Origin of the sequence: Wenxinia saemankumensis (assembly GCF_900141735.1) — a bacterium.
GTDB classification, from domain to species: domain Bacteria; phylum Pseudomonadota; class Alphaproteobacteria; order Rhodobacterales; family Rhodobacteraceae; genus Wenxinia; species Wenxinia saemankumensis.
The window spans coordinates 206,434-219,028 of sequence record NZ_FQYO01000002.1; the positions used below are offsets into that span (position 1 = coordinate 206,434).

The following is a 12,595-nucleotide window of genomic DNA, read 5'->3' on the forward strand; positions in this document are numbered from 1 at the left end:
GGATGCCGGGTCTCCCGTTCGATTGGCGGCCCCATTGCCGCCGACCCCTATCGTTTCCATGCGCCGGGGTCAGAACGTCACGTCTCAGATGGGCGGCATATAGGTATCTTCGGCCCCGATTGGAACCGTTTTCGCGGCCGGGAGCGCATTGCGGGCGCCGCTGCGCCCGGCGTCATCGGTCCGGCGACACGGGATCGAGCCGCCGGATCCGCGCATCGAACAGGCGCCACTCCGTCTCGCCCCCGTCCACGTCCGAGCGGCGCAGCGTGTAGCTGCCCCCGAAGAGCTGCGCCGTCCCGTCCGTGTTCCGCGCCTCGATCCGGACCGGGATCGTGACGTAGACCGACCCGGCGGCGCCCTCGGGATCCCCGGCGGGGGCGGTGAAGACCCGCGTCGCCGCGGTCCCGGCAAAGCCGCCGCGGAACGCCTCGAATGACTGCCCGCTCGCCGCGCCCCCGTCGCCCCAGAGGGCGTAGGCGGCGGCGTAGTCGCCGGCGGAGAGGTCGGCATAGTAGCTCTCCACCACCTCCCGCGCGGCCCAGCCTTCCGGCGATTGCGCGGCAGCGGGGAGGGGGATGACCGCGAGGGCGCTCAGGACGACCGGCACGAGGCGCATGACGACATCTCCTTTCGTGGGAGCGGCTCAACGCGCGATGCGGGGCGCCGGTCCGGCCCCGCCGCCATTCGTGATCTTTCGCAGGCCTTTCCCCTGCGCCGCCCGGACTGTATGAGACCCGGACAGTTTCGCCGGACCCGCCCGCATCCGACCCGGACCTCGAAGGAGCCAGCCATGCCCCGCTATCGTTCCCGCACCACGACACACGGCCGCAACATGGCCGGCGCGCGCGGTCTGTGGCGCGCGACGGGGATGAAGGACGACGATTTCGGCAAGCCGATCATCGCCATCGTCAACTCGTTCACCCAGTTCGTGCCCGGCCATGTCCATCTCAAGGATCTGGGCCAGCTCGTCGCGCGCGAGGTCGAGGCGGCGGGCGGCGTCGCCAAGGAATTCAACACCATCGCTGTCGATGACGGGATCGCGATGGGCCATGACGGGATGCTCTACTCGCTGCCCAGCCGCGAGGTGATCGCGGACAGCGTCGAATACATGGTGAACGCGCATTGCGCCGATGCCATCGTCTGCATCTCGAACTGCGACAAGATCACGCCCGGCATGCTGATGGCCGCGATGCGCCTGAACGTGCCGGCGGTCTTCGTCTCCGGCGGTCCGATGGAGGCCGGCAAGGTCGTCCTGCAGGACGGCAAGGTGAAGGCGCTCGACCTCGTCGACGCGATGGTCGCCGCCGCGGACGAGCGCGTCAGCGAGGAGGACGTGGCCGCGATTGAGCGCTCCGCCTGTCCGACCTGCGGGTCCTGCTCGGGCATGTTCACCGCCAATTCGATGAACTGCCTGACCGAGGCGTTGGGTCTCGCCCTGCCGGGCAACGGCTCGACCCTCGCCACCCATGCCGACCGCAAGCGGCTCTTCGTCGAGGCGGGGCACCTGATCGTCGACCTCGCCAAGCGGCATTACGAGGGCGACGACTATTCGGTCCTACCCCGGTCGATCGGGTCGAAGACCGCCTTCGAGAACGCGATGACCCTCGACATCGCGATGGGCGGCTCGACCAACACGGTGCTGCACCTGCTTGCCGCCGCGCATGAGGCCGAGATCGACTTCACCATGGCCGATATCGACCGGCTGAGCCGCAAGGTGCCCTGCCTGTGCAAGGTCGCGCCCGCGAAGTCGGACGTGCACATGGAGGACGTGCACCGCGCCGGCGGGATCATGGCGATCCTGGGCGAGCTCGACCGGGCGGGCCTGCTCGACACCTCGCTGCCCACCGTCCATTCGGCGACGATGGCCGAGGCGCTGCAGCGCTGGGACATCGTGCAGACCGACAGCGCGAGCGTGCGCGACTTCTACCGCGCCGCGCCGGGCGGGGTGCCCACGCAGGTCGCCTTCAGCCAGGACCGGCGCTGGGACGATCTCGATACCGACCGGCAGGGCGGGGTGATCCGCGCGCGCGAACATGCCTTCAGCCAGGATGGCGGCCTCGCCGTGCTCTACGGCAACCTCGCCGAGGACGGCTGCATCGTGAAGACGGCCGGGGTCGACGATTCGATCCTGAAATTCACCGGCCCGGCCCGCATCTTCGAGAGCCAGGACGCGGCGGTGAACGCGATCCTGACGGGCAAGATCGTCAAGGGCGACATCGTGCTGATCCGCTACGAGGGGCCGCGCGGCGGACCCGGCATGCAGGAGATGCTCTACCCGACGAGCTACCTCAAGTCGAAGGGTCTGGGAAAGGATTGTGCGCTGGTCACGGACGGCCGGTTCTCCGGCGGCTCGTCCGGCCTGTCGATCGGCCATGTCTCGCCAGAGGCGGCCGAGGGCGGGACCATCGCGCTGGTGCAGGACGGCGACCGGATCGAGATCGACATCCCGAACCGCACCATCCATCTCGCCGTGGACGATGCCGAGCTCGCCGCCCGCCGCGAGGCGCAGGAGGCCGCCGGCTGGCAGCCCGCCGAGCCGCGCAAGCGGAAGATCACGACCGCCCTGCGCGCCTATGCCGCCATGACGACGAGCGCGGCGAAAGGGGCCGTGCGGCAGGTCTGACGCCGGATCCCGCATGGCTCTGCCGGGCCCGCCCGGCGGGCCCGGCCGGGGCTCCGCCCCGGACTCGGGACGATCTGGAAACATGCGAAGGGGGAGGGGATGGCCAGGCTGGACCTTCCGCGCTTCTGCGCGATGTTTCCACGCCTCTACCGTCTGTCGTCCCTCGGATCGGCGCAGGGGATCCGGCGCCACGGGCTGCTCTGCGCCGCGGACATCGCCGCATCGGCCGGGGGGATCCTGCCGGCGGGGCCTCGGCCGGTCGCCATCGTCTATCGCCTTCCGGATGGCACCGCGATCACCGTCACCGACAACACGCCGCTCTCGGTCGCCAGGCTGGCGGCCTGCCTCGATGACGGGCTGAGCCCGTCCGACTGGCTGGCCATGCTGAACGCCCGCCTCTTATTCTGGCCGACCGAGAGGACGGGCGAGGGCAACCGGCGGGCAAGGGCGCGGCTGGACTATGCGAGCGAATGGCATGTCTTCGACACGGCCGCCCTGCTGGAGGGGGCGTGGGACCGGACAGAGATCGCCCCGATCAATACCGGATCGACGATTCACAGGCCGGCCCGCCGGGGGGCTGCGACCTTCGCCCGCGTCGCGGGGCTCGACTACGCCGCGTGGCGCCGCGCGAGGGGCCGGGCATCGCCCGACATCGTGAAGGAGGTGACAATCCTCGGCAGCCTGGGGCGGGCGGGGGAGGCGCTGATCGACGTCCGGCCTGCGTGACCCGGTGCCGTGACCGGGCGACCGGCCGATGCGGATCGCGGCCCGGCATCCGGAACGAGAAAGGGGGCCGCCCTTCGGCGACCCCCTTCGAAACCTTCGCAGGTCCGGGCGGCTCAGCGGCGGATGCCGAGGCGGCCGATCAGGTCCTGGTAACGCTTCTCGTCCTTGCCCTTGACGTAGTCGAGCAGCTTGCGGCGCTGCGCGACCATCATCAGAAGGCCACGGCGCGAGTGGTTGTCCTTCTTGTGGGTCTTGAAGTGCTCGGTCAGCGTGGCGATGCGGCTGGTCAGGATGGCGACCTGCACCTCGGGCGAACCGGTGTCGCCCTTCTTCGTCGCGTATTCGTTGATGAGCTTCTGCTTCTCTTCGACCGTGATCGACATCGGGATCTCCTGTCATTGATGGGGACGGCGCGAGCCGGGATGTCGTCCAGCAAGGCCCTTGGTCCCGGCCCTGACGGACCGGAAGCCGCGCCTATAGACGGACGCGGCCGCGTTGGAAAGGGGGAACGAACCCTCTCATTCCGGCTGCTGCCGGATCGTGGACAGGTCGAGCGGCGTCGCCCCCGGCAGATGCGCGACCGGCACGCCGCCGGCGAGGAGGGTCACGCCGTCCGCGTCCGCGATCTGATCGAGCGCGGGGGCGGCGCCGGCGCCATCATAGGCGAGGATCAGGGTGTCGGTGACCGGGTCGAAATCGTCGATCGTCACATCTCCGCCGACGAGGAAGGTATCCGCCCCGGACCCGCCATTCATCCAGTCGCCGGGGCCGCCCAGCAACGTGTCGTCGCCCGCCCCGCCGTTGAGGTAGTCCGCTGCCCCTTCGGTACCCTCGCCGGTGCGCCCGTCGAGCAGGTCGCTGCCGGACCCGCCGGTCAGGTCGTCGCGTCCCGCGCCGCCGACGAGCCGGTCGTCGCCGAGCGAGCCCTGCAGCGTGTCGTCGCCGGCCTCCCCCTCCAGCAGGTCGCTGCCGTCGCCGCCGACCAGGTCGTCGTCCCCCGTGCCGCCGCGTAGCCGGTCATCCCCGACATGGCCGAAGAGCGAATCGTCGTCCGCGCCGCCCTCCAGCACGTCGTCGCCCGCCGCCCCGTGCAGCAGGTCGGCCCCGCCGAGCCCGAGGAGCAGGTCGTCGCCGTCCCCGCCGTCGAGATAGTCGCCTTCCGCGCTGCCGGTGAGCGTGTCGTCGTCCTCGCCGGACAGGATGTCGATCAGGCCGCCCGGAGTGTCGGCGCGCCAGTCCTCGTCCTCGTCCGGCATCCCTCTTCCCGTGGCGGCGGCCGCGTCCTCGGTCCCGTCACCGTCGCCGGCCAGCATCTCCTCCTCGTCGTCGGAGAGGCGGGGGACGGGAAGCAGGACGAACCCCGCCATGGCGAGGCCGAGCAGACCGAAGACCGTGAACATGCGCGCCACTCCCGCCGGCAGGACCCCCTCGCGCCCGGTCGGGCGCAAGCGGGGGATAGCATGCGGGGGCGCGGCACCGTCCGGATTTCCGGCAGGGTGGTTAACGACCCGGGATGAGCAGGCGAGGGCGAGGGCGCCCGCGCGGCCGTCAGCCGCCCGGCGCGGCGAAGACCCGGCTCGGGTGCAGCTCGCCCCCCTGCCACGTTCCGACGGCCACGGCCGCGCCGTCATGGCTCGCCCAGCATTCCTCGCCGAAGTCGAGGCCCGAGGCGATGACCGGGGCCGGGTTGCCGTTGCGCAGCCGGCCGAGGCTCATCTCGGGGCAGATCGCCTCCGGCAGGTCGGCGAGTCCGTCCTCGAGCGGCCGCAGCAGGCGGTCGAGTTCGGGGGATTTCGCCCCGGCCTCGATCTGCTCCAGCGTGACGCCATCGGCGGCGTCGAACGGTCCGGACCAGAGCCGCCGCAGCGTGACGACATGGCCGTGGCAACCCAGCGCCCGGCCGAGGTCGCGTGCGATGGAGCGGACGTAGCCGCCCTTGCCGCAGGTCATCTCGAGCTCGGCATGGTCGGGATCCGGTCGGTCGGTCAGGACCAGCTCCTCGACCCAGAGCGGGCGGGCGGCCAGCTCCAGCACCTCGCCCTCGCGGGCCCGCTTGTAGGCGCGCTGGCCATCGACCTTCACGGCGCTGAAGGCGGGCGGAACCTGCTCGATCTCGCCGACGAAGGCGCCGAGCGCGGCCTTGATCTCGTCGTCGGTCGGCCGCGCATCGCTCGTCGCGATCACCTCGCCCTCGGCATCGTCGGTATTGGTGCCGATGCCGAAACGCACGGTGAAGGCATAGGCCTTCAGCGCGTCGGTGATGTAGGGCACGGTCTTGGTCGCCTCGCCCAGCGCCACGGCGAGAACGCCGGTCGCCTCGGGGTCGAGCGTGCCGGCATGGCCCGCCTTCTTCGCGTCGAAGGCCCACTTGACCTTGTTCACGACGGCGGTGGAGGTGATCCCCGCCGGCTTGTCCACCACCAGCCAGCCCGACACGTCGCGGCCCTTGCGTCTGCCCATCCCGGTGCTCCCTGTGTCCCGCAAAGCGCGGGGGGTAGCCGGGGGGCGGGGGCCGGTCAAGGCGGGCGGGGGAAGGCGCGCCGTCGCCCGCTCATGGCCCGGCGCCGGGGCCTCGTCGTCGGGCATCGACCCGCGCCGGAGGTCACTCCCGGTTGGCCCCGGGCACCCAGAGCACGTCGCCCGCGCCGTTGTCGTTCCCGACCCGCGCCGCGACGAAGAGCCAGTCGGACAGGCGGTTGAGATAGAGCAGGGCGGCCCGGTTCACGTCCCCGCCCTCGGCCAGCGTCACGGTCAGCCGTTCCGCCCGGCGCGCCACGGTGCGCGACAGGTGCAGGTGCGCGGCCAGCGCGGACCCGCCCGGCAGCACGAAGGAGCGCAGCGGCGAGAGCCCGTCGTTCATCGTGTCGATCTCGGATTCCAGCCGGTCGACCTGCGCCTGCGTGACCCGCAGCGGCGGACGTTCGGCCGACGCGTCCCGGTCGAGACCGGGCCGGCAGAGATCGGCGCCGAGATCGAAGAGGTCGTTCTGGATCGCGGCGAGCCGCCCGTCCAGTCCGCCGCCCGCATGCAGGCGGGCCAGGCCGATCGTGGCATTGAGCTCGTCCACGGTGCCGTAGGCCTCGACCCGCGCGTCGTCCTTGCGCACGCGCGTGCCGGTACCCAGCGCGGTGTCGCCGCCGTCGCCGGTGCGGGTGTAGATCTTGTTCAGGACGACCATGTCAGCTTCCTCCACGCCACCAGACGAACAGCAGGATCAGGACCACCGCGACGAATTGCGCGCCGATGCGCCAGCGCATGATGCGGTTGGCGTTGCGGCGGTTGAAATCGCCGCCGACGCCGAACGTCCCGATCCCGAAGAGCAGGATGCCGGCCACCGCCAGCACCGCCACCGCCATCACCCAGAACAGGGGATCGTCGCGCATCGGGGGGCCCTTTCATCCGTGTCCGGGGCGACATAAACGCCGCCGCCGGATCGGCAAGGTCACGATCCCGCGCGGCTGACCCGGTCGAGCAGCCGCGTCGGCAGGAGCCGGCGGGCCCAAGCCGCCCCCTTCGCCGGGACCGTCACCCGGTAGCGCGCGCGCGGGCGGGGCGCGTCGAGGGCGCGGACCAGCACATCGGTCACCGCCGAAGGGGGCAGCTGGAACCGGCCGGGCCCGCCGCGACCGTAGAGCTTGCCCATCGCCGCCTCGTAGAGCGGCGCGGCGGCCGAGGCCCTCCAGTCGACCCATTTCTCGAACTGGGGAATGGCATTGGCGCGGAAGCGGCTCTCGATCGGGCCGGGCTCGATCAGGACCACGTCGATCCCGGTCCCCGCCATCTCGAGCCGCAGCGTGTCGGTCAGCCCCTCGAGCGCGAACTTCGTCGCGACATAGGCGCCGCGCCATTCGGCGGCCACGTAGCCGAGCACCGAGGAGCATTGCAGGATCCGGCCGTGACCCTGAGCCCGCATGTGCGGGATGACCGCGCAGGTCAGTTCGTGCACGCCGAAGAGGTTGGTCGAGAAGATCGCCTCCATCGCGCCGCGGGGAATGTCCTCCACCCGGCCCGGAACCGCGAAGGCCCCGTTGTTGAAGAGCGCGTCGATCCGCCCGCCCGTCGCCTGGAGCATCTCGGCCAGCCCGTCGCGGAGCGTCTCGGGCCGGTCGTAGTCGATCAGGGGGCTGTCGAAGCCCTCGGCGCGCAGACGGTCGCGATCGGCGGGCTTGCGGCAGGACGCGAAGACCCGCCAACCCCGCGCCCGCAGCCCCCAAGCGGCGTCCAGACCGATGCCGGAGGAACAGCCGGTGATGAGGATGACCCTGCCGTCCATGATTCCCCGCTCCCACACCGTCCTGCGGGATCCGGACACGAAAGGACCCCGCGCATCGGCGGGGTCCTAGATCATTCCGCGCCGGGGGGCGAGGTCACCGCACGAGGAAGCGGTCCGCGACCCAGCCCTCGACGCCGTCGCCCTCGATCCGGATCAGCGACCAGCCGTCGACCGTCTCGACGACCGCGACTTCCATGCCGCGGCTCACCTGGTCGACGACGCCGTTGCCGGTCGACGGGCCGGAGCGCACGTTCAGCCGGTTGGCGTCGACCCGCGCGACGTTCAGATCCTCGATCGGGACCGAGGCGCTGCCGTCGGGCGACTCGGACAGCGATGTGAAGACGGGCGTGATGTTCGCCATCTGCTCGGGCGAGAGGGGGCTGCGATCGGCCGCGGGCGCCGGGGCGGGCGCCGCGCCGAGCGAGGCGGGGACGATGCGGGCCTCGCCGGCCGTATCCATGCCGGCCGCCGTAGCGGACGAGCTGGTGCTGACGACCGGGACGATCGACGCCTCCCGGACGGGGAGGACGGGCGCGGTCTGCGCCTGCGGGGCGGCGGCGATGTCGCCCGAGCGGGTCTCCGGAATGAAGTCGGAGCCGCCGGACATCTCGTAATAGGCCACGCCCATGAACAGGAAGGATGCGATGATGAAGCGGTTCATGGTGATTTTTCTTGGTTCGGGACTGCCACACGTTGTCAGCCCCTCAACACCATACCGTGATTCTGCGTTCCCTCGTGAGTCCGAACTTTGTGCAGGCGGTCCGCTTGCCGGGTCCCGGGGCGCCCGTTAAAGCCGCATCTATGGCGAGAGATGACGACGACCCCAAGATGAGCCCCGAGGCGCTGCCGGTCCTGGCGGAGCCGCTGCGCCGCGCGATCGGCGACCGCTATCTCAGCTACGCGCTCTCGACGATCGTGAACCGGGCGCTGCCCGACGCGCGCGACGGGCTGAAGCCGGTGCACCGCCGCATCCTCTACGCGATGCGCGAGCTGCGGCTGACCTCGACCGGGGGCTACCGCAAGTCGGCCAAGATCAGCGGCGACGTGATGGGCAATTACCACCCCCACGGCGATGCGGCGATCTACGATGCGATGGCGCGGCTCGCCCAGGACTTCGCCGTGCGCTACCCGCTGGTGGACGGGCAGGGCAACTTCGGCAACATCGACGGCGACAACCCCGCCGCCTCGCGCTACACCGAGGCCCGCCTGACGGCGGCGGCCGAGGCGTTGATGGAAGGACTGGCCGAGAACGCCGTCGACTTCCGCGCCAATTACGACGGGACCCTGACCGAGCCGGTCGTCCTGCCGGCGAGCTATCCCAACCTGCTGGCCAACGGGTCGAGCGGCATCGCCGTTGGCATGGCGACGAACATCCCGCCGCACAATCTCGACGAGCTCATCGCGGCCTGCCTGCACCTCATCAAGACGCCGGGCGCCGGCGACGACACGTTGCTGAACTACGTCCTCGGCCCCGACTTCCCCACCGGCGGCGTCATCGTCGAGCCGCCCGAGAGCATGGCCGAGACCTACCGCACCGGGCGCGGCGCCTTCCGGCTCCGCGCGAAATGGGAGGTGGAGGATCTGGGCCGCGGGCAGTGGCAGGCCGTCGTGACCGAGATCCCCTACCAGGTCCCGAAGTCCAAGCTGATCGAGAAGCTGGCCGAGGTCATCCAGACCAAGAAGGTGCCCCTGCTGGCCGACGTGCGGGACGAGAGCACGGACGACGTGCGCATCGTGCTCGAGCCGCGCGCCCGCACGGTCGAGCCCGACATGATGATGGGCATGCTGTTCCGGAACACCGACCTTGAGATCCGGTTCTCGCTCAACATGAACGTGCTGATCGACGGGCTCACGCCGAAGGTCTGCTCGCTGAAGGAGGTGCTGCGCGCCTTCCTCGACCACCGGCGCGACGTGCTGGGGCGCCGTTCGCGGCACCGGATGGCGCGGATCGATCACCGGCTGGAGGTGCTGGCCGGCCTCATCACCGCCTTCCTCAACCTCGACCGGGTGATCGACATCATCCGCTACGATGACGATCCCAAGGCGGCGCTGATGTACGAGGACTGGTCGGTCCCGCACCAGGCCGGCATCCCCCGCGCCACGGACGAGCGGGACTACCGCTCGCCGCTCGCCGGGGTTGATCCCGCCACGCTCGCGCTCGTCGCCGACCCCGAGGCGGTGGCCTCCGGCGTGCTGGCCGAGGAAGCGGAGGGGGCGAAGGTCCCCCATGCCTATGCCGGCCGCGAGAACGGCCTCTCCGACGTGCAGGCCGAGGCGATCCTCAACATGCGCCTGCGCTCCCTCCGCCGCCTCGAGGAGGAGGCGCTGGTGAAGGAGCGCGACGCGCTGATGGAGGAGCGCGCCGCCCTCGACGACCTGCTGGAGAGCGAGGACCTGCAATGGCGGGCCATCGCCGATCAGCTGAAGGAGACGCGCAAGGCCTTCGGCGCCCGGGCCGAGGGCGGCGCCCGCCGCACCACCTTCGCCGCCGCCGAGGTGATGGACGAGGTCCCGCTGGAGGCGATGATCGACCGCGAGCCGATCACCATCGTCTGCTCCGAGATGGGCTGGGTCCGCGCGATGAAGGGGCATATCGCGCTCGATACCGAGCTGAAGTTCAAGGACGGCGACAAGGGCCGCTTCGTCTTCCATGCCGAGACGACCGACCGGATCCTCGTCTTCGGCAGCAATGGCCGGCTCTACACCGTGCAGGCCTCGACCCTGCCGGGCGGGCGCGGCATGGGCGAGCCGCTGCGCCTGATGGTCGACCTGCCGAACGAGGCGCAGATCGTCGCGATGATGCCGCACCGGCCGGGGGGCAAGCTGCTGGTCGCCTCGAGCGCGGGCGACGGCTTCGTCGTGCCCGAGGACGAGGTCGTGGCCCAGACCCGCGCCGGCAAGCAGGTGCTGAACGTCAAGGACGGCACGCAGGCCGTGGCGGCGAAGCGGATCGCGGGCGACCACGTCGCGGTCGTGAGCCAGAACGGCAAGCTGCTCGTCTTCCCGGTCGCCGACCTGCCCGAGATGACCCGGGGCAAGGGCGTCAGGATCCAGAAATACGGCCAGGCGCGGGGCAAGCAGGGCACGCTGGAGCTCGACGGCGGCCTGTCGGACATCACGACCTTCGACATGGCGACCGGGCTCTCCTGGACGATGGGCGGCGGCAAGACCCGGACCCAGGCCGACATGAGCGACTGGCTCGGCGCCCGCGCCGGCGTGGGCAAGCGCCCGCCGCACGGCTTCCCGCGCAGCTACACGTTCGAGGAATAGCCCGCCCTGCGGCCGGCCCCCGGCGATGCCCCGCGGCCCCGCGGCCGGGCACATCCGCTTGATTTCCCCGGCGGCCCCGAATATGTGCCCGGCGACGTCAATCCCGGGCCCGCGGGCCCCCGAAACAGATGAGGCTGACGGCAATGGCCAAGGCAAAGTTCGAACGCAACAAGCCGCACGTGAACATCGGCACGATCGGCCATGTCGACCACGGCAAGACGACGCTGACGGCGGCGATCACGAAGTATTTCGGCGAGTTCCGGGCGTACGACCAGATCGACGGCGCGCCGGAGGAGAAGGCCCGGGGGATCACGATCTCGACCGCGCACGTGGAATACGAGACCGAGGCGCGGCACTACGCGCACGTGGACTGCCCCGGCCACGCCGACTACGTGAAGAACATGATCACGGGCGCGGCGCAGATGGACGGCGCGATCCTCGTGGTGAACGCGGCCGACGGCCCGATGCCGCAGACGCGCGAGCACATCCTGCTCGGCCGCCAGGTCGGCATCCCGGCGCTGGTCGTCTACCTCAACAAGGTCGACCAGGTCGACGACGAGGAGCTGCTGGAGCTGGTCGAGATGGAGGTGCGCGAGCTGCTCTCCTCCTACGAGTATCCCGGCGACGACATCCCGATCGTGAAGGGCTCGGCGCTGGCGGCGATGGAAGGCCGCGACGCCGAGATCGGCGAGAACTCGATCCGCAAGCTGATGGAAGAGGTCGACGCCTACATCCCGACGCCCGAGCGCGCCGTGGACCAGCCGTTCCTGATGCCGATCGAGGACGTGTTCTCGATCTCGGGCCGGGGCACGGTGGTGACGGGCCGCGTCGAGCGGGGCGTGATCAACGTGGGCGACGAGATCGAGATCGTCGGCATCCGCGACACCAAGAAGACGACCTGCACGGGCGTCGAGATGTTCCGCAAGCTGCTGGACCGCGGCGAGGCGGGCGACAACATCGGCGCGCTGCTGCGCGGCGTGGACCGTGACGGCGTGGAGCGGGGCCAGGTGCTCTGCAAGCCCGGCTCGGTGAAGCCGCACACGAAGTTCGAGGCCGAGGCCTACATCCTGACGAAGGAGGAGGGCGGCCGCCACACGCCGTTCTTCGCGAACTACCGTCCGCAGTTCTACTTCCGCACGACGGACGTCACCGGCACGGTCGAGCTGCCCTCGGGCACCGAGATGGTGATGCCGGGCGACAACCTGAAGTTCACGGTCGAGCTGATCGCCCCGATCGCGATGGAGGACGGCCTGCGCTTCGCCATCCGCGAGGGCGGCCGCACCGTCGGCGCCGGCGTCGTGTCGAAGATCATCGAGTGATGAGGATCGCCCGGTGATCCGACGCGCCTGCAAGGGCATGTCGAGGATCATCGCGTGATCGAGTGACGACCGGCCCCGGTCTCGACCGGGGCCGATACGGCCGCCCCCTTGCCGGGGCGGCCGTTTCCGTTCGGAGCGGGCCTGTCCGCGGGGCTTCGGTGAGGCCCGGCGGGCGGCGCGTCCGGTCGTCCGTCAGGGGCGGGGGGCGGTGGCGGCCTCCGTGGGCCACGGATCGGACACCGGCGACGGGTCCGGCAGGCAATGCGGGACCAACCTGCGACGCCTCCTGCCCGGTTCCGGCCCGCAGCCCCGCCGCGGGACGCCCGGACAGATGGCCGGCCCCGGCCCCCTCCGCATGAAGCCGGCCCCGGCCGACCCGATCCA

The 12,595-nt window shown here is 70.9% G+C and carries 12 protein-coding genes; 4 read left to right on the plus strand and 8 right to left on the minus strand.

All coding sequences use genetic code 11. From position 1 onward, the window contains the following. Positions 1-172 precede the first annotated feature (172 nt). Positions 173-616, minus strand: a complete 444-nt coding sequence (locus BUE30_RS04765; protein WP_073326724.1) for a hypothetical protein — start codon at positions 614-616, stop codon at positions 173-175. 174 nt (positions 617-790) lie between these two features. On the opposite strand from BUE30_RS04765, the gene ilvD reads away from it, so the two are divergent. Both ilvD and BUE30_RS04775 read left to right on the plus strand, forming a co-directional pair. Continuing rightward, positions 791-2,623, plus strand: a complete 1,833-nt coding sequence (gene ilvD, locus BUE30_RS04770; protein WP_073326725.1) for a dihydroxy-acid dehydratase — start codon at positions 791-793, stop codon at positions 2,621-2,623. A gap of 99 nt (positions 2,624-2,722) precedes the next feature. After that, positions 2,723-3,349, plus strand: coding sequence for a DUF7002 family protein (locus BUE30_RS04775; protein WP_073326726.1), 627 nt, complete (start codon positions 2,723-2,725; stop codon positions 3,347-3,349). Between the two features lie 113 nt (positions 3,350-3,462). On the opposite strand, the gene rpsO is transcribed toward BUE30_RS04775, so the two are convergent. The 7 genes from rpsO to BUE30_RS04810 form a co-directional block, all read right to left on the minus strand. Then, entirely contained in the window at positions 3,463-3,732 is a 270-nt protein-coding gene (gene rpsO / locus BUE30_RS04780) for a 30S ribosomal protein S15 (RefSeq protein ID WP_073326727.1), read from the minus strand. Positions 3,733-3,867: 135 nt separating this feature from the next. Further along, a complete protein-coding gene (locus BUE30_RS04785) occupies positions 3,868-4,749 on the minus strand; it encodes a calcium-binding protein (RefSeq protein WP_073326728.1) in 882 nt (293 codons plus the stop codon). A 148-nt stretch (positions 4,750-4,897) separates the two neighbouring features. Further along, on the minus strand, positions 4,898-5,809 hold the full coding sequence (gene truB / locus BUE30_RS04790) for a tRNA pseudouridine(55) synthase TruB (protein ID WP_073326729.1): 912 nt from the start codon (positions 5,807-5,809) through the stop codon (positions 4,898-4,900). 142 nt (positions 5,810-5,951) lie between these two features. After that, a complete protein-coding gene (locus BUE30_RS04795; protein WP_073326730.1) occupies positions 5,952-6,527 on the minus strand; it encodes a cob(I)yrinic acid a,c-diamide adenosyltransferase in 576 nt (191 codons plus the stop codon). Between the two features lies 1 nt (position 6,528). Continuing rightward, positions 6,529-6,732, minus strand: coding sequence for a twin transmembrane helix small protein (locus BUE30_RS04800; RefSeq protein WP_073326731.1), 204 nt, complete (start codon positions 6,730-6,732; stop codon positions 6,529-6,531). A gap of 59 nt (positions 6,733-6,791) precedes the next feature. After that, a complete protein-coding gene (locus BUE30_RS04805) occupies positions 6,792-7,622 on the minus strand; it encodes an SDR family NAD(P)-dependent oxidoreductase (RefSeq protein WP_073326732.1) in 831 nt (276 codons plus the stop codon). Between the two features lie 94 nt (positions 7,623-7,716). Beyond that, positions 7,717-8,283, minus strand: a complete 567-nt coding sequence (locus tag BUE30_RS04810) for an SH3 domain-containing protein (RefSeq protein ID WP_073326733.1) — start codon at positions 8,281-8,283, stop codon at positions 7,717-7,719. A gap of 140 nt (positions 8,284-8,423) precedes the next feature. Here BUE30_RS04810 and BUE30_RS04815 point away from each other — a divergent pair, with 140 nt between their 5' ends. Next, the gene (locus tag BUE30_RS04815; RefSeq protein WP_073326734.1) at positions 8,424-10,892 is read left to right on the plus strand and encodes a DNA topoisomerase IV subunit A; all 2,469 of its coding nucleotides are present in this window, start codon (positions 8,424-8,426) and stop codon (positions 10,890-10,892) included. Positions 10,893-11,035: 143 nt separating this feature from the next. After that, positions 11,036-12,211, plus strand: a complete 1,176-nt coding sequence (gene tuf / locus BUE30_RS04820; RefSeq protein WP_073326735.1) for an elongation factor Tu — start codon at positions 11,036-11,038, stop codon at positions 12,209-12,211. Positions 12,212-12,595 lie beyond the last annotated feature (384 nt).